The following is a 15,932-nucleotide window of genomic DNA, read 5'->3' as shown; positions in this document are numbered from 1 at the left end:
GGGCGGACAGCCGGTGCCCTCACCGAGACGCGCTGACCAGCGGGGTTGCGGCCGCGGGACGTCCCGTGCGGCACCGTCCGCATCGCGGCGGCCGCTGCCGCGCGTGCGCAACCTCACGCCCGCTCACCGTGCGCCCGGCGGGCGCTGGTGGCGCAGGTCGGGCCCGCCCGCGAAAAAGCCTGCCGAAGTAGAACACCCGAGCCGAGGTCGTGGGTCGTGACCGGCTCTCACGTTCTACCTCGGCCCGAACCCGCGACTTCGAACCGCCCTGGAGACGAAGGTCAGCCGGCTCGGTCCTTCACCAGCGTGGAGGCCCAGTCCGGCACGTACTTGGACACCTCGATCGGCGGGCGCTGGTACCCGGTGCCCGGCGGCCGCTCGGGCAGGTGCACCCTGGGCTGCTCGACGTCCTCGTAGGGCAGGGACTGCAGCAGGTGGTGGATCATGTTCAGCCGCGCCTGCTTCTTCGAGTCGGAGGCGACGTGGTGCCACGGCGCCACCTGCGTGTCCGTGTGCACCATCATCTCGTCCTTCGCCCGGGAGAAGTCCTCCCAGCGCGTGATCGACTCGAGGTCGATCGGCGAGAGCTTCCACTGGCGCAGCGGGTCGTGCAGCCGCTTGCGGAACCGGTCCAGCTGGACGTCGTCGGAGACGGAGAACCAGTACTTGCGCAGGTGGATGCCGTCCTCGACGAGCATCTGCTCGAAGATCGGGCACTGCCGCAGGAAGCGCTTGTGCTCCTCCGCGCTGCAGAAGCCCATGACCTTCTCCACCCCGGCGCGGTTGTACCAGGACCGGTCGAACAGGACCATCTCGCCGGCGGCCGGCAGGTGCTCGACGTAGCGCTGGAAGTACCACTGGCCCTTCTCGCGCTCGGTGGGCGCCGGCAGGGCCGCGATGCGGACCACCCGCGGGGAGAGGTACTCGGTGATGCGCTTGATCGTGCCGCCCTTGCCCGCGGCGTCCCGGCCCTCGAACACCACCACGACGCGGGCGCCGCTGGCCCGCAGCCAGGTCTGCAGCCTTCCGAGCTCGCCCTGGAGCCGGTGCAGCTCCGCCTCGTAGACCTTGTTCGGGATCTTGGTGGTGCGCAGCGGCGAGGCCTCCGAGACCAGGGCGTCGTCCGCGTCCCGGTCCGCGCCGCCCCTCACCAGCGAGCCGTCGCCCGCCACGCCGTCGGCGGTGCCGGCACGCTTCTTCGCGCTCGCCATGGAGAGAAGGCTAGGAGCGTGGGTCAGTAACACGCCGGGCCTGGTCCGCTATTGACGGAGCTGCGGGCGGGAGAATCGGGGTGTGACGGGCGAGGACTACGGGGCGTTGTTCGAGGCGGAGCCGTTCCGGGTGGAGCGGGGCGAGGACGAGCGCGACGGCGGCGGAGCGGGGGTGGACAAGACATTCCGGGAGTTCGACCCGCACCAGGTGCTGTTACTGCCGCCCTCGCTCGATGACTGGCTGCCGGCGGACCATCTGGCCCGGTTCGTCGCGGACCTGGTCGATGAGCACCTGGACTTGTCCCGGATCTACGCCGCCTACCGGGAGGGGCGCGGGGCCCCGCCGTACGACCCGCGGCTGATGGTGCGGCTGCTGGTCTACGGCTACGCCACCGGGGTGCGCTCCTCCCGGGCGATCGAGCGGGCCTGCACCGACATCGTCGCCTTCCGGTGGCTCGCGGCCGGGTCGGCCCCCGACTACCGGGCCATCGCCCGGTTCCGCCGCCGGCACCTGGCCGCCCTGGCCAACCTGTTCCTCCAGGCGCTGGCGCTGTGCCAGGCCGCGGGGATGGTCAAGCTCGGCCGGGTCGCCCTGGACGGGACGAAGCTGCGGGCCAATGCCTCCAAGCGCAAGGCCATGTCCTACGCGCGGCTGACGGAGAAGGAGAAGATCCTCGCCCAGGAGGTCAGCGAGCTGCTGGCCGCCGCGGAGGAGACCGACAGGGCCGAGGACGCCAAGTACGGCAAGGACCGGCGCGGGGACGAACTCCCCGACGCGCTCGCCCGCAGGGAGTCGCGCCTGGCCAAGCTGCGCGAGGCCAGGCAGGCCCTGGAAGACCAGGCCAGGGCCGAGGCCGGCGCGAAGGCCGCGGAGAAGGCGCGCGAGCGTGGCGAGGACGAGGACACCGTCGCCGAGCGGGCCGCCCAGGCCGCCGAGCGCGCCACGCCGAAGCCGAAGGCGCAGCGCAACTTCACCGACCCGGAGTCGAAGATCATGCTCACCGGGGACGGGTCCTTCCAGCAGTGCTACAACGCCCAAGCCGTGGTCGACGCTGAGCATCAGGTCATCGTGGCCACCGACCTCAATGATTGCGCCGCCGACGTCGCCAACCTCATCCCGCTGACCGAGCAGGCGGTCGCGAACACCGGGCAGGTGCCCAAGGCCGTGCTCGCCGATGCCGGATACTGCTCGGCCGCCAACCTCGCCACCGCCGCCGAACTCACACAGCGGCAGGGCACCGAGTTCTACATCGCTACCGGGCGGCGCCGCCACGGCGAGCCCGCCTCGATCGCCCCGCGCGGGCCAATCCCGAAGAACGCCACGGCCAAGCAGCGCATGGCCCGCAAGCTGACCACGAAGACCGGCCAGGCGGCCTACGCCCGCCGCAAGGTCATCGTCGAACCCGTCTTCGGGCAGATGAGCATCCTCCAGGACGCCAAACGCCTGCTGCTACGCGGCCTCTACGGCGCCAAGGGTGAATGGTTCCTGCTCGCCGCCTGCCACAACCTGCGCAAGCTCCACCGCCACCTCGGCTCCGCCGGGCTCGCCGGCCTCCGCACCGCCTGACCGGGCCGGCCCACGGCCGGCCCAGGCGCCCGACAGCACCCCAGCGGGCCCCGCGGCCACGCACCGGCCGCGAACCGAGCGATGATCTCTGGCAACCGGACCCGCCACCGACGATCAGGCACACGCCGCCCTACGCGATCGCCCGCGCGCCATCGCACCGATACCGACCCGCGCTCCTAGTGGCGGACGACGCGCAGCACGCGCCGAAGAGCCCTACGCTCGTGACTCAGCACACCGATACCGGAGGTCATCCCATGGGCAAGTTCTCGTTCATCGCCGGCGCCGGCTTCGGCTACCTCTTCGGCACCCGGGCCGGCCGCGCCCAGTACGAGCGGATCAAGAAGGTCGGCAGCGCCGTCTGGGAGAACCCGAGCGTCCAGAGCCGCGTGCAGAAGGTCGAGCACAAGGTGGGGGACATGGCGCGCGAGCGCACCGCCGCGGTGACCGACCTGGTCGCCAACACGGTCAAGGAGCGCATCCGTGGCGGCGGCAACGGCGTCAAGCCCACCGGCACGACCGGAACCGCGGGCACGACCGGCATGGCCGGCACGACCGGCATGGGCGGGCCGGGCGACACCGGCACGACGCCGCCGCGGCCGTCGGAGCCGATCCCGCCCGTCTCCTGACGCCCCTCGCACCAGCGACCGCGCGCCCGGCGGCGCGGCGCTCGGCGGCGCGGCGCTCGGCGGCGCGGCGCTCGGGCGCGCCTGAGTTTTCCGCGCCAGGGGGCCTGGTCGCCCCGATGGTGCTCCGCCGAGCGGTGCGCCGGGCGCACGGCGAGCTGGGCGGCGAGCACCTCGAGCTGGGTGCGGATCTGCACGTAGCTCCACCGTGCTGTGCTCGCCGATCATGCATCCCCCAGCTCAGCGTGCGGGGAGCAGCTCGGAGACCTCCCCGCGGAAGGACCTCCCCGCGGAAGTAAGTGCCCTCGCCGGGTCGGGCGCCACCCCGGTCCCACGCCGCGGCGGCGCAGTGCCTCGGGCCGTCGCACGGCGGCGATCACACGCCCGGGCGGCGGCGCAGGCCGCTGGCGTCGCCCCGGTAGCGTTCCGGGCGTGCCCGCCACCGCGCCCGCCCGCACCGTCTTCGCCAACGCCGTCGTGGAGCTGCGCCCGCTCGCGCCCGACGACGCTCCCGCGCTGTTCGCCGCCCTGGACTTCCCGGAGGTCTGGGCCGGCGGCTACGGCGGCGGGCCGGCCGGCAGGCCGCAGGACACGGCCGCGGCTGCCGGCTGGATGCGCAGCTACCTGGGCGGCGGGTCCGGGCCCGGCGTGGCGTACGCGGTGCGCCGAGCCGGGACCGGCGAGCTGGTCGGCACCACCACGCTGGGCGACGTCGATCTCGCCAACGAGACCGCCCACCTGGGCTGGACCGCCTACACGCCCGCTGTGTGGGGCACGGTCGTCAACCCCGCCGCCAAGCTCGCCGTGCTCACCCACGCGTTCGAGGACTGCGGCTTCGGCCGGGTCAAGCTCCAGGTGGACGCACGCAACGCCCGGTCACTGGCCGCGGTGGCGAAGCTCGGTGCCGTGCGCGAGGGCGTCGCCCGCCGCCACAGGCGGCGCGCCGACGGCACCTGGCGCGACTCGGTGATGTTCTCGATCCTCGGCTCCGAGTGGCCGGGCGTGAAGGCCGGGCTCGAGGAGCGGCTGGCGCGCGCCTGACCCGCTGCGGCGCGCGCCTGACCCGCTGCGGCGCGCCACGCAGGCCCTAGGGCTCCACCGGTTCGATCAGCTCCGGGCCGTCGTTGTTCACGTTGCCGACCGCCTTGCCGACGGGTCGGGGCGTCAGCACGGGTGAGGGCATGGCGTCGACCATCTGCCGCACGTCCCGCAGGTCGGTGACCTCCGGGTCCAGCCAGTCCCCGATGAGGTCCGCCGGGACGATCACGGGCGTGCGGTCGTGGATGTGCCCGAGCGTGTCCGCGGCCCGGGTCGTCATGATCGTGCTCGTCCACCGCCAGCGGTCCGGGTGGTCGGGCGGCAGGCTCGGGTCCGGCCACAGCTCATACAGGCCCGCGAAGGCCAGCGGCTCGCCGTCAGGGCCGTGGAGGAAGAACGGCTGCTTCTTGCCGTCGGGCAGCTTCTGCCACTCGAAGTAGCCGTCGGCGGGCACGATGCAGCGTCGCTTCGCCGCCGCCGTCTTGAACGACGACTTCTCCGTGATGGTCTCCGAGCGGGCGTTGATCAGCCGCGAGCCGATCGAGAGGTCCTCGGCCCAGGACGGCACCAGGCCCCACCGCGCGGTGCGCAGCTGGCGGACCGGCTGCGCCTCGGGCTCCTGCTTGGGCGCGCGCTCGAGCACCACCCGCACGTCGCGCGTGGGCGCGATGTTCCACGACGGGGGCAGCTCCTCACCGACGACGTCCTCGACGTCGAACGCGCGGATGAGGTCCGCGTCCCGGCGGGCGTTGGCGTAGCGACCACACATGGGCCCAGTGTGGCCCACACCTCCGACAGCCGCGGACGGCGGCCCCGTCTCCGTGCGCAGTGCCGGCCCAGCCGCCGCGGCCGGCCTCGATCGCCCCGGGACGGCGGTGTCGCCGTCCCGATCGCTTCGAGACGGTGCCCGGCTTCCCCGTCACCCCGGCACTCTCCATCCGGGCGGTGCCAGGAATGTTGACTCGAGGGAAGGATTTCGAGACGTTCGCTCGATCAGCCCTGCATCGGTCGCGACTGCAGAAATCGCGCCCCTCGAACCGGCACCGCCCGGCGCGGCGCCGAGCCCCAAGAGGCCACGCGCAGCGGTTCCGCGGAAACCTGGATCGGCGCTCGTATGGCCGTCGCCAGTTGCGGATTCCTGACACCTCGCGGAAATGAAACATGCCCGGAGCGGACAACGGGCGCGGCGCCGACGCCGCCCGCAGGGAAAGCCGGGTCCGGACGGGGGGCCGTGCTGGACAGGGAGCCGTGCTGACGGTCGGCGGCCGGACCGTGCTGGACGAGGGCCGCACCATGCTGGACGGAACGCGAGCAGGCTGCGGAGGACGGTCCGCGCGCTCAGTCGGACGGTCGGCGACCGGTGCGGGCAGGAACGCGCCGCGGAGGCTTCCCTGCAGGGCGACTTTTCCGCGCCCTGCCGCCGTTTCTTCGGCCCGCCGAACAGTGGGGAACCCCACCGCCGGAGGGGCTTGGGCGCCCGCGTGGGCGCTGCCACCATGACTCTTATGTCCGCTTCCCCGACGCCCTCCACCCGCCCGGAGCCCACCTCCGCCCAGGTGCGCCGGTGGCGGCGGTACCTGGCCGACGAGCAGGCCGAGGGCGCGGTGTACCGCTACCTCGCGGCTCGCCGGGACGGCGAGGAGCGCGAGATCCTCCTCGGGCTCGCCGACGCCGAGCGCCGCCACGAGCAGCACTGGCGCGACCTCCTCGGCGACCGGGCGGGCAAGCCGCAGAAGGGCGCACTGCGCACCCGGCTGCTCGGCTTCCTCGCCCGCACTTTCGGCTCCGTGTTCGTCCTCGCGCTCGCCCAGCAGGCGGAGCAGCGCTCCGGCTACGGCGCCGACGAGGACGCCACGGACGCGATGGCCGCGGACGAGCGGGTCCACGGCGAGGTCGTCCGGGCGCTAGCCACCCGCGGGCGCGAACGCATGTCGGGCACCTTCCGCGCCGCCGTCTTCGGCGCCAACGACGGCCTGGTCTCCAACCTCGCACTGGTGATCGGCATCGGGGCCACCGGCGTGTCCGCCGGCACCGTGCTCTTCACCGGCATCGCCGGCCTGCTGGCCGGCGCGCTGTCCATGGGGGCGGGGGAGTACGTCTCCGTCCGGTCCCAGCGGGAGCTGCTCGAGGCCTCGACGCCCGACCCGGACGCGCACCACGTCATCCCGGACCTCGACGTCGACACGAACGAGCTGGCCCTCGTCTACCGGGCCCGCGGCATGAGCGCCCAGGAGGCCGCGGAGCACGCCGCGGGCGTGATCGCGCGGGTCGCCGCCGGGCACGGCATGCCCGACCGGGCCGCCCAGGCCTACGAGGAGATCGGCAACGGCTGGCCGGCCGCCATCTCCAGCTTCTGCTTCTTCGCCTCCGGTGCGCTCGTGCCGATCCTGCCGTACATCTTCGGGCTCTACGGGCTGCCGGCCGTCGCCGTCGCCGCCGCGCTGGTGGGCCTGGCGCTGCTCGGCACCGGCGCCGTCGTGGGCGTCCTCTCCGGCGCCCCGCCGCTCAGGCGCGCGCTGCGTCAGCTCGGCATCGGCTACGGCGCCGCGGCGGTGACCTACCTGCTCGGCCTGGCTTTCGGCACCAACGTCATGTGACGCGCCCCCCGCGGGGGCAGGCCGAGCAAGAGCCGGGTGGGTGCGGTGCGCCGGAGCATCTCGTACACCACGGCGAGGGTCGCCAGGGACGCTCACCGTCGCCGGCGTGGCGCCGTCGGGCGGCGTGACGCGCGAGCTCCGCGAAGATGGCCGCGACCCACAGCACGCCGGCGGGCGTCCGCCCGGCTACTTCTCGCTGAGAGGCGCGTGCTTGTTGTCGAGGACCTTCGCGGCGATGAGCTCGCCGATGGGCAGCGCCGAGGTGGCCGCCGGCGAGGGGGCGTTGGCCACGTGCACCTGGCGGGCGGTGCGGCGCAGCAGGAAGTCCTCCACCGGGGAGCCGTCCCGCATGATCGCCTGGGCGCGGATGCCGGCGACGTGGGGGCGCAGGTCCGCCGCCGTCAGGTCGGGGCAGTACTTCCTGGCCTGCGCCAGGTACCCGGCCTTGACCACGGAGTTGAACGCCTCGGCGATCCCGGTGCGCAGGTTGGCGCGGGCGAACTTCCACATGCCGGGGAAGCGCACGAAGTCGGCGACGTCGCGGAGGTTCACGGCCGTCTTGGGGTAGCCCTCCCGGGCCAGGCCCAGGACGGCGTTGGGGCCCACGGTGATCCGCCCGTCGATGGTGGGGGACAGGTGCACGCCGAGGAAGGGCAGCTCCGGGTCGGGCACGGGATAGATCAGGTGGGTGACCAGGCCGGCGCGCTGGGGCGGGAGCTCGTAGTACTCGCCGCGGAAGGGGATGATCCGGAAGTCCGGCTCCACCCCGCCCAGGCGCAGCACCCGGTCGGCCTGCAGCCCGGCGCACGCGACGAGGCGGCGGCCGCGGAAGCCGCGGCCGGGGGTGTCCACGTCGACGGCGTCGGCGGTCTCCCGGATGCCGGTGACCTCCACGCCGGTGTGGACCTCGCCGCCGGCGGCGCGCACGTCCTCGGCCATGGCGCGGGTGACGGCGCGGTAGTCGACGATGCCGGTGGAGCGCACCAGCAGGGCCTCGCGGCCGGCGACGTTCGGCTCGAGCTCGCGCAGCCGGGCGCCGTCGACCGCCTCGACGTCGATGCCGTTGACGCCGGCCCGGTCGCGCAGGCGGTGCAGCCGGGCGACCTCGAGGTCGTCGGTGGCGACCACGAGCTTGCCGATGGTGGCGTAGGCGATGCCGTGGGCGTCGCAGAAGTCCTTGGTGGCCCGCTCCCCGGCCCGGCACAGGGTGGCCTTGAGGGAGCCGGGGGCGTAGTAGATGCCGGCGTGGATGACGCCGGAGTTGTGCCCGGTCTGGTGCGCGGCGAGGTCCCGCTCCTTCTCCAGCACCGCGACCTTGACGCCGGGCTGCCCGCGCAGCAGGTTCAACGCGGTGGAGAGCCCGACGATGCCGCCGCCGATCACCAGGTAGTCGTAGGTCATCAGTTCTCCTCCAGGAGGTAGTCGGCACCGGCGGCGGCGCAGATCCCACCGAGCAGATCGAGGAGGGCGTCGCTGAGCGGGATGCCGTGCTCGGACCGCTCCTCGCGGGAGAGACGTTCGGGGTCGCCCGCCACGAGCACCGGCCGGTCGGGGGAGGTGCTGGGGTGCGCGTGCAGGGTGTCCACGATCTCCGAGACCGCCTGCGGGAAGGTCTCCGCGCCACCGAACGCCGCGGGGTCGATGGCCAGGCAGAAGTGGCCGATGTCGTCGGGGCCCTTCCGGCCCTTCTCGGGGGCGAACAGGGCACCGCTGAGCGCCCCGGCCAGGATCTGCACCATGACGCCGAGGCCGTAGCCCTTGTGGCTGGACAGCGCCTCCGTCCCGCCGAGCGGAGTCAGGCCCCCCTCTTCCTGGGCGCGCAGCCGCGCGTGCGCGGCGTGCGGGTCGGTGACCGGCTCGCCTTCGCCGTTGAGAACCCACCCCTCGGGCAGCGGCTTGCCGAGGTAGTCGTAGACCTTGACCTTGTTGACCGCGACGGAGCTGGTGGACATGTCCAGCAGGAACGGCCGCTCCGGATCGGTGGTCGGCGCCGCAAATGCGATCGGGTTGGTGCCGAGCAACGGGGTGGAGCCGCGCGTGGGCACCACCGCGCGGGTGCGCGTCGTCGTGGTGACCAGGCCGACCATGCCGGCGTCCGACGCGATCCGGGCGTAGTACCCCGCCGCGCCGAAGTGGTGCGACCGGCGCACCGCCACGGCGCCCAGGCCGGCCGTGCGCGCCTTCGCGACGGCGAGGGCCATGGCCTCGGTGGTGATGGGATGGCCCAGCCCGTCCAGGCCGTCGAGCAGCGCGGTCGTCGCCGTCTCGTGCACCACCTGCGGGCGGGCGCCGATGTTCAGCCGCCCCTCGAGGACCAGGCTCTGGTAGCTCGGCAGCATCGAGATGCCGTGGGAGTCGATCCCGGCGAGGTCGGTGTCCACCATGACGTCGGCCGACACGGCCGCCAGGTCTTCCGGCATGCCCCAGGCACCGAGGACGGCGAGGATCTGCGCACGGACGGTCTCCGGGCGGAACCGGCGCAGCGCCGGCTGATCTGCCCGTGCCGCGGCCTCGGCGGGGGGCGCGGCCGCGCCGCCCGCGGTTGCGACGGCGTCGTCGGTCCGAGCGGTCACAGGACCACCTCCGTGGTGTCGTGGGTGGAAGCCGGGGCGGGGTGCGGCACCGGGGTGAGCACCTCACCTGTGCTGAGGAATCGCTCCAAATTGTCCAGCGCCATGCGCCCCATCGCGGCGCGGGTCTCGTGGGTGGCGCTGGCCAGGTGCGGCAGGACCACGACGTCGTCGCGGCCCAGCAGCTCGGCCGGCACGTGCGGCTCGTCGGCGAAGACGTCCAGGGCCGCGCCGGCGAGGCGCCCCTCCTCCAGTGCGCGGACCAGGGCCCGCTCGTCGACGACGCTGCCACGGGCGACGTTGACCAGGAACCCCGCGGGGCCGAGCGCGTCGAGCACCGCCTGGGACACCAGGCCCCGGGTGCCGGCCCCACCGGCGGCGGCCACCACCAGCACGTCGCTGCCCGCGGCCAGGGACTCGAGAGAGTTGGCGTACGCGTACGGCGCGTCCGTCACGGGTGAACGGTTGTGGTACGCGATCGTGCAGCCGAAGCCCTCCAGCCGCCGGGCGACGGCCCGGCCGATGCGGCCGAGCCCGAGGATGCCCACCCGCTTCCCGCTCACCTTGGTGCTGAGCGGGAACTCTCCCCGGGCCCAGTCTCCGCGGCGGACGAAGCGGTCGGCGGCCGTCAGGCGCCGCATGACGGTGATCAGGGCGCCGACCGCCGTGTCGGCGACGCAGTCGGTCAGCACGTCGGGGGTGTTGCTGACGAGGATTCCGCGCGCACGCGCCCCGGCAACGTCGGTCGCGTCGTAGCCGACGCCGAAGTGGATGACGGCCCCCAGGTTCGGCAGCGCGGCCAGGGTGTTCGCGTCCACGCCGACCCGCGCCGTGGTGATGGCCGCGACGAACTCCGGGCCGCTCACGGCCAGGAACCGCTCCGCAGGCCGGGGGAGCCGCACGACGTCGAAGCGTGCGTGCAGCTCTGCCTCCAGGGAGGGCAGGAGGGGGCCCACCTGGAGGACGCGGCCGGCCGGGGAGGTGCCGGGCGTCGTCGTCTGCGACGGCTGGGCTAGCGTCATTGGTTCGCTCCTTCGACGGTGTCCGCACGCTAGCCAGCCGGTGCTATACCTGTCCAACACCGGCAGGGCATAGCGTCATGCCGCTCGGGTATCGAAAGGGATCCATGTACACGCTGGAGCAGCTGCGGGGGTTCGTGGCCGTGGCGGAGGAGGGCAACTTCGGCCGGGCCGCCGAGCGGCTCAGGATGACGCAGCCGCCGCTGAGCAGGCAGGTCCAGAAGCTCGAGCGGGACGTCGGTGTCGAGCTGTTCGAACGGACGCACCGGGGCGTCCGCCTGACCCCGGGCGGGCAGGTCTTCCTCGAGGAGGCCCGCCGCATCCTCGGCCTGACCGAGGCCGCCCCGTTGCTGGCGCGCAGCGTCGCGCGCGGTGCGGCCGGGACGCTTCGAATCGGCTTCACGGCGGTCACCGCCCAGACGGTCCTGGGCGCCTGGATCCGCGCCGCCGGCCAGCACATGCCCGACGTGGACCTGGTGCTCTCGGAGATGGTGAGCCGCCAGCAGGTCGACGCCCTCCTCGCCGGCGACCTCGACGTCGGCGTGGCCCGCGGCGTGCCTCGGTCGGAGCTGCTCGAGGTCCGGCTGGTCCATGCGGAGTCCCTCGTGCTGGCGGCCCCGCGCGACCACCCGCTCGCGGCGCTGGGACGAGCCCCGCGGGTCGAGGAGATCGCCGAGCACGAGGTCGTCACCTACTCGCCGGTGGAGGCGCGGTACCTCCACGAGGCGGTGGTGGCGGTGTTCAGCCAGGGAGCCATCACCCCGCGCTACGTCCAGCACGTCAACCAGGTCAACAGCGTCGTCGCCCTGGTCGACGCCGGGGTGGGGGTCGCCCTGGTCCCCGAGTCCACCTCCGTCTTCCAGCACCCCGGCCTGGTGTACCTGCCCGTCGAGGGGGTCACGCCGCGCACCGTGCGGGCCCACTGCGTCTGGCGCCGGGACAACGTCAACCCGGTCCTCGCGGCGTTGCTGCGGCTGGTGCTGCCGGCCCGGCCGGTTGCTTGACAGGTCCGGCGGCAGTAGGGGAGCGTCTCGTCCTCGTCGGGCCGGTGCGGCGCAGCACCGTCCCCGCCGAGCCCCCACGCCCGCGCCGCCGCTCGGCCACGTCCGCCGGCGCCCGAGCACCCGCGACATGGCCGCCGCGGCCCACCCAGGGCCGCCCGCCCGTCAGGGCCGACCCGAGCCCCACCCGTCAGAGCCGTCCAGGAGGACACCGATGTCGACCGAGCCCACGCCGACCCCGAGCCCCGCGGTGCTGGCCGCCCTCGAGCAGGTCAGCACCGCCACGATCACCACCCAGCTCATGGCCCGGGGGCTGCGCAACGCCTTCCTGCAGGGCCTGACCTACGCGAATCCCGCCCGGCCCCGGCTCGTCGGCCGAGCCTTCACCCTGCGCTGCATCCCCGCCCGGGAGGACCTCGACGTGCTGTCGGTCTTCCAGGACTACGACCACCCCCAGCGCAAGGCCGTGGAGTCGGTCGGACCCGGGGACGTCCTGGTCATCGATGCCCGCGGCCGCACACGGGCCGCTTCGCTCGGGCACATCCTCGCCACCCGCGTGAAGGTTCGCGGCGCCGCGGGCATCGTCACCGACGGCGCACTGCGCGACATGGCCGGCATCGAGCGGCTGGACCTGCCGGTGTTCTCCGCCGGGGCCGCCCCGACGACGAACCTGGCGCTGCACCACGTGGTCGACATGCAGCTGCCGATCGCCTGCGCCGAGGTGGCCGTCTATCCCGGCGACATCATGGTGGGGGACCGCGACGGCGTGGTGTGCGTCCCGGCGCACCTGGCCGAGGAGGTCGCCCACGAGGCGCTCGAGCAGGAGCGGCTGGAGGAGTTCGTGCTCGCCCGCGTGGAGGCCGGCAACCCGCTGCGCGGGACCTACCCGCCCGACGAGGCGACGCTGCGCGCCTACGCCGAGCACGCCGGCCACCGCTCGCGCGGATGAGCGGTGGGGAGCTCGCCGTCATCGCCGTGGCGGTGGCGGTCGCCTCCTGCCTGCAGTCCTCCATCGGCTTCGGGCTCGGCCTGTTCGCCGCCCCCGTCATCGCCCTGGTCCAGCCGGCGCTGCTGCCCGGCACGCTGGTCCTGCTCGCCACCGGCCTCAGCGTGCTGGTCGCGGTCCGGGAACGCACCAGCATCGACTTCCGCGGCACCGGGTGGGCGCTGGCCGGCAGGCTCCCGGGCACGGCCGTGGGTGCGCTGCTGGTCGCGTGGCTGCCCACGCGGGGTCTCAGCCTGGCGCTCGCGGCCACGGTGCTGGCCGGGGTGGTCCTGAGTGTGTGCGGCTGGCGTCCGGCACCGCGCCGCCGGGCCCTGGTCGGCGCCGGTCTGGCCTCGGGCGTCATGGGGACCGCGACGTCCATCGGCGGCCCGCCCATGGCGCTCGTGTGGCAGGGCGCCTCGGCGCCGCGCCTGCGCGGGTCGATGAGCGCCTTCTTCCTGGTCGGCTCGCTGGTCTCCATCGTCGCCCTCGCGGCGGTGGGCGCCATCGACGGTCGGACCCTGCGTGCGGCTGCGGTGCTCGTGCCGGCGGTTCTCCTGGGGTACGCCGTCTCGCGGCTCGTGGGCCGGCGCCTCGACGCCCGCGTGCGCACCCTCGCACTGGTGGCGTCGGCGCTCGGCGCGGTGCTCGTCATCGTGGCCGGTTGACGCATCTGACGCGCGCGGGCGGTGATACCCGGAGAGCATCACCTCATGCTATATCGGTGTTAGACAGGTATCGCCTGCGGATGGGAGTGTTCCGGCACCAACGACGCCAGGAGAACCAATGAAGTCCTTCTCACCGACGGAGCTGAAGACGACGATCGGCGCCGGGTTGCTGTCCTTCCCTGTCACCCACGCGCGCCCGGACGGGTCCTTCGACGAGGACGGTTACCGCAACCACGTGGCGTGGCTCGCCGGCCACGCTCCCTCCGGCCTCTTCGCCGCCGGCGGAACTGGTGAGTTCTTCTGCCTCGACCCCGTGGAGATCCCTCGGGTCGTCCGCGCCGCCGCCGAGGCCGCTCCGGGGCTCCCGATCATCGGACCCGCCGGCTACGGCACCGCCCAGGCGGTGCGCATGGCCAAGGAGGCCGAGCGGGCCGGCGCAGACGGCATCTTCCTGTGCCCGCCCTACCTCACCGAGCTCGACCAAGCCGGCCTCGTCGCCCACGTCAAGGCCGTGTGCGCGGCCACCGGCCTCGGGGTCGTCGTCTACCACCGCGCCAACGCCCGCTTCACGGTCGAGTCGGTCGTGGAGCTGGCGGGGTCGTGCCCCACCTTCATCGGGTTCAAGGACGGCATCGGCGACGTCGAGCTCATGACCGAGCTCTACGCCCGCCTTGGCGACCGGCTGCTCTACGTCGGCGGGCTGCCCACCGCCGAGCTGTACGCCCTGCCTTACCTCGAGATGGGCGTGACGACGTACTCCTCGGCGATCTTCAACTTCGCGCCGGAGTGGGCCATGGACTTCTACCGCTCCGTCGTCGGCCGGGACCGGGCCGACGTCTACGCGCGGCTGCGGGACTTCGTCCTGCCCTATGTCTCCATCCGCAACCGCCGGGCCGGCTACGCCGTCTCGATCGTCAAGGCCGGGCTCGAGCTCGTCGGCAGGCCGGCCGGCCCGGTCCGGCCGCCCCTGACCGACCTGACCCCGGCCGAGCTCGCCGAGCTCGCGCCCCTGGTCCAGCGCATCACCAAGGAGGCCGCACGCGTATGACCACCACCACCTCAGCCGTCCAGCTCACCGGCGACCTGCTCATCGGGTCCGCGGACGTGCGTGGCACGCGCGGCGAGGTCCGCGCGTCGGACCCGCGCACCGGCGAGGCCTTGGCGCCGGCCTTCGGGCTCGGCGGGCCCAAGGACGTCGACCGCGCTGCCGCCCTCGCCTGGGAGGCGTTCGGCGTCCTCCGTGCCACGGACGCCGGGACCCGGGCGGCCTTCCTGGAGCGGGTCGCGGCCGAGATCGAGGCCGTCGCGGAGCCGCTCGTCGAGCGCGTGGTGGCCGAGACCGGCATCACGCCGCCGCGCGTGCATGGCGAGCTCGCCCGTACCGCCAACCAGCTGCGCCTCTTCGCCGCCGTGGTCTGCGAGGGCAGCTACCTCGGTGCCCGGGTGGACCCCGCGCAGCCCGACCGCACGCCGCTGCCCCGCCCGGACCTGCGCCAGCGCAAGGTGCCGCTGGGCCCGGTCGCCGTCTTCTCCGCCTCCAACTTCCCGCTGGCGTTCTCGGTCGCCGGCGGCGACACCGCCTCCGCTTTCGCGGCCGGCTGCCCGGTCGTCGTCAAGGCGCACGGCGCCCACCCCGGCGTCTCCGAGATCGTCGGCCGCGCCATCCGCGCCGCCGTCGTCGCCACCGGCCTGCCCGAGGGCACCTTCTCGCTCCTCCACGGCTCAGGGCGGGGCCTGGGCACCGCCCTGGTCACGGACCCGCGCATCAAGGCAGTTGGCTTCACCGGCTCACGCTCGGGCGGGCTGGCGCTCGTCGCCGCGGCCGGCGGCCGGCCGGTGCCCATCCCGGTCTACGCGGAGATGTCCAGCGTCAACCCGGTCTTCCTGCTGCCGGGGGCGCTGGCCGAGCGCGGCGCCCGGATCGGCGAGGCGTACGTCGCCTCCGTCGCCACCGGCGTCGGCCAGCTGTGCACCAGCCCCGGGTTGGTCTTCGCGGTCGAGGGCGCCGGGCTGGAGGAATTCCTCGCCGCTGCCGCCGCCGCGGTCCGCGCGACCGGGACCTCCCCCATGCTGAACGCCGGCATCTGCTCCGCCTACACCGAGGGCGTCGGGCGCCTCGCCGGTGCGCCGGGCGTGCGTGAGGTCGCCAGCGGCGCCGAGGACCCGACGGTCGCCTCGCCGGGGCGCACCTTCCTCTTCGAGACCGACGCCGAGACGTTCCTGCGGGAGCCCACCCTGCGCGAGGAGGTCTTCGGGGCCGCCTCGCTCGTGGTCCGGGTGCGGGACGTCGAGCAGCTGCTCGACATCACCCGCGAGCTCGAGGGGCAGCTCACCGCCACCGTCCACACGGCGGCGGGCGACCAGGACGCCGCGGCGCGGCTGCTCCCCGAGCTGGAGCTGCTGGCGGGCCGCATCCTCTTCAACGGCTGGCCCACCGGGGTGGAGGTCGGCCACGCCGTCATCCACGGCGGGCCCTTCCCCGCCACCTCCGCCCCCGCGACGACGTCCGTGGGCACGCGCGCGATCGAGCGGTTCCTCCGCCCGGTCAGCTACCAGGATGCTCCGGCCGAGCTGCTGCCGGCGGAGCTGCGCGACGGCAACCCGCTGAACCTGTGGCGCCGCGTCGACGGCGAGCTCGGCCGGCACTGAAGGA

At 74.0% G+C, this 15,932-nt stretch carries 14 protein-coding genes; 9 read left to right on the top strand and 5 right to left on the bottom strand.

Annotated elements, in window-relative coordinates; translation table 11 throughout:
- Positions 1-281: 281 nt before the first annotated feature.
- Complete coding sequence (gene ppk2 / locus ACF0H8_RS01680; protein ID WP_395287265.1) at positions 282-1,211, bottom strand: polyphosphate kinase 2; 930 nt, start codon at positions 1,209-1,211, stop codon at positions 282-284.
- Between the two features lie 106 nt (positions 1,212-1,317).
- Between ppk2 and ACF0H8_RS01675 the strand changes: the two genes are divergently transcribed.
- The 3 genes from ACF0H8_RS01675 (at position 1,318) to ACF0H8_RS01665 (ending at position 4,442) form a co-directional block, all read left to right on the top strand.
- On the top strand, positions 1,318-2,778 hold the full coding sequence (locus ACF0H8_RS01675; RefSeq protein ID WP_395290788.1) for an IS1182 family transposase: 1,461 nt from the start codon (positions 1,318-1,320) through the stop codon (positions 2,776-2,778).
- 254 nt (positions 2,779-3,032) lie between these two features.
- Entirely contained in the window at positions 3,033-3,404 is a 372-nt protein-coding gene (locus ACF0H8_RS01670) for a hypothetical protein (protein ID WP_395287264.1), read from the top strand.
- A 429-nt stretch (positions 3,405-3,833) separates the two neighbouring features.
- On the top strand, positions 3,834-4,442 hold the full coding sequence (locus tag ACF0H8_RS01665; RefSeq protein ID WP_395287263.1) for a GNAT family N-acetyltransferase: 609 nt from the start codon (positions 3,834-3,836) through the stop codon (positions 4,440-4,442).
- 46 nt (positions 4,443-4,488) lie between these two features.
- On the opposite strand, the gene ACF0H8_RS01660 is transcribed toward ACF0H8_RS01665, so the two are convergent.
- Positions 4,489-5,208 (bottom strand): SOS response-associated peptidase, encoded by a 720-nt coding sequence (locus ACF0H8_RS01660; RefSeq protein WP_395287262.1) that lies wholly within the window; start codon positions 5,206-5,208, stop codon positions 4,489-4,491.
- A 727-nt stretch (positions 5,209-5,935) separates the two neighbouring features.
- Between ACF0H8_RS01660 and ACF0H8_RS01655 the strand changes: the two genes are divergently transcribed.
- On the top strand, positions 5,936-7,036 hold the full coding sequence (locus tag ACF0H8_RS01655) for a VIT1/CCC1 transporter family protein (RefSeq protein ID WP_395287261.1): 1,101 nt from the start codon (positions 5,936-5,938) through the stop codon (positions 7,034-7,036).
- Between the two features lie 186 nt (positions 7,037-7,222).
- Here ACF0H8_RS01655 and lhgO read toward each other — a convergent pair whose 3' ends face one another.
- The 3 genes from lhgO to ACF0H8_RS01640 are packed head-to-tail and all read right to left on the bottom strand — an operon-like array spanning position 7,223 to position 10,628.
- Positions 7,223-8,437, bottom strand: coding sequence for an L-2-hydroxyglutarate oxidase (lhgO, locus tag ACF0H8_RS01650; RefSeq protein WP_395287260.1), 1,215 nt, complete (start codon positions 8,435-8,437; stop codon positions 7,223-7,225).
- A complete protein-coding gene (locus tag ACF0H8_RS01645) occupies positions 8,437-9,609 on the bottom strand; it encodes an Ldh family oxidoreductase (RefSeq protein ID WP_395287259.1) in 1,173 nt (390 codons plus the stop codon). Before ACF0H8_RS01645 ends, lhgO begins: the two co-directional genes overlap by 1 nt.
- Positions 9,606-10,628, bottom strand: a complete 1,023-nt coding sequence (locus ACF0H8_RS01640; RefSeq protein WP_395287258.1) for a 2-hydroxyacid dehydrogenase — start codon at positions 10,626-10,628, stop codon at positions 9,606-9,608. Before ACF0H8_RS01640 ends, ACF0H8_RS01645 begins: the two co-directional genes overlap by 4 nt.
- A 104-nt stretch (positions 10,629-10,732) precedes the next feature.
- On the opposite strand from ACF0H8_RS01640, the gene ACF0H8_RS01635 reads away from it, so the two are divergent.
- The 5 genes from ACF0H8_RS01635 to ACF0H8_RS01615 all read left to right on the top strand — a co-directional run bounded on the left by ACF0H8_RS01635 (position 10,733) and on the right by ACF0H8_RS01615 (position 15,928).
- Positions 10,733-11,629: a LysR family transcriptional regulator gene (locus tag ACF0H8_RS01635; protein WP_395287257.1), complete on the top strand. Its 897-nt coding sequence runs from the start codon at positions 10,733-10,735 to the stop codon at positions 11,627-11,629.
- Between the two features lie 211 nt (positions 11,630-11,840).
- Positions 11,841-12,575: a ribonuclease activity regulator RraA gene (locus ACF0H8_RS01630; protein ID WP_395287256.1), complete on the top strand. Its 735-nt coding sequence runs from the start codon at positions 11,841-11,843 to the stop codon at positions 12,573-12,575.
- On the top strand, positions 12,572-13,279 hold the full coding sequence (locus ACF0H8_RS01625) for a sulfite exporter TauE/SafE family protein (protein WP_395287255.1): 708 nt from the start codon (positions 12,572-12,574) through the stop codon (positions 13,277-13,279). The genes ACF0H8_RS01630 and ACF0H8_RS01625 overlap by 4 nt, the downstream gene beginning before the upstream one ends.
- A gap of 118 nt (positions 13,280-13,397) precedes the next feature.
- Entirely contained in the window at positions 13,398-14,327 is a 930-nt protein-coding gene (gene kdgD, locus ACF0H8_RS01620) for a 5-dehydro-4-deoxyglucarate dehydratase (RefSeq protein WP_395287254.1), read from the top strand.
- Positions 14,324-15,928, top strand: a complete 1,605-nt coding sequence (locus tag ACF0H8_RS01615; RefSeq protein WP_395287253.1) for an aldehyde dehydrogenase (NADP(+)) — start codon at positions 14,324-14,326, stop codon at positions 15,926-15,928. Before kdgD ends, ACF0H8_RS01615 begins: the two co-directional genes overlap by 4 nt.
- The last annotated feature ends 4 nt before the right edge of the window (positions 15,929-15,932 follow it).

Origin of the sequence: Georgenia sp. AZ-5 (assembly GCF_043952095.1) — a bacterium.
Classification (GTDB): Bacteria; Actinomycetota; Actinomycetes; order Actinomycetales; family Actinomycetaceae; genus Georgenia.
The sequence above is the reverse complement of the archived record's forward strand: the minus strand, read 5'-3'. Positions and strand labels throughout refer to the sequence as shown.

Bases quoted from the DNA above. Each gene is read 5' to 3' on its own strand.
- ppk2 (WP_395287265.1), bottom strand. From the start codon at position 1,211: ATGGCGAGCGCGAAGAAGCGTGCCGGCACCGCCGACGGCGTGGCGGGC.
- ACF0H8_RS01670 (WP_395287264.1), top strand. From the start codon at position 3,033: ATGGGCAAGTTCTCGTTCATCGCCGGCGCCGGCTTCGGCTACCTCTTC.
- ACF0H8_RS01660 (WP_395287262.1), bottom strand. From the start codon at position 5,208: ATGTGTGGTCGCTACGCCAACGCCCGCCGGGACGCGGACCTCATCCGC.
- ACF0H8_RS01655 (WP_395287261.1), top strand. From the start codon at position 5,936: ATGACTCTTATGTCCGCTTCCCCGACGCCCTCCACCCGCCCGGAGCCC.
- lhgO (WP_395287260.1), bottom strand. From the start codon at position 8,437: ATGACCTACGACTACCTGGTGATCGGCGGCGGCATCGTCGGGCTCTCC.
- ACF0H8_RS01640 (WP_395287258.1), bottom strand. From the start codon at position 10,628: ATGACGCTAGCCCAGCCGTCGCAGACGACGACGCCCGGCACCTCCCCG.
- ACF0H8_RS01635 (WP_395287257.1), top strand. From the start codon at position 10,733: ATGTACACGCTGGAGCAGCTGCGGGGGTTCGTGGCCGTGGCGGAGGAG.
- ACF0H8_RS01630 (WP_395287256.1), top strand. From the start codon at position 11,841: ATGTCGACCGAGCCCACGCCGACCCCGAGCCCCGCGGTGCTGGCCGCC.
- ACF0H8_RS01625 (WP_395287255.1), top strand. From the start codon at position 12,572: ATGAGCGGTGGGGAGCTCGCCGTCATCGCCGTGGCGGTGGCGGTCGCC.
- kdgD (WP_395287254.1), top strand. From the start codon at position 13,398: ATGAAGTCCTTCTCACCGACGGAGCTGAAGACGACGATCGGCGCCGGG.
- ACF0H8_RS01615 (WP_395287253.1), top strand. From the start codon at position 14,324: ATGACCACCACCACCTCAGCCGTCCAGCTCACCGGCGACCTGCTCATC.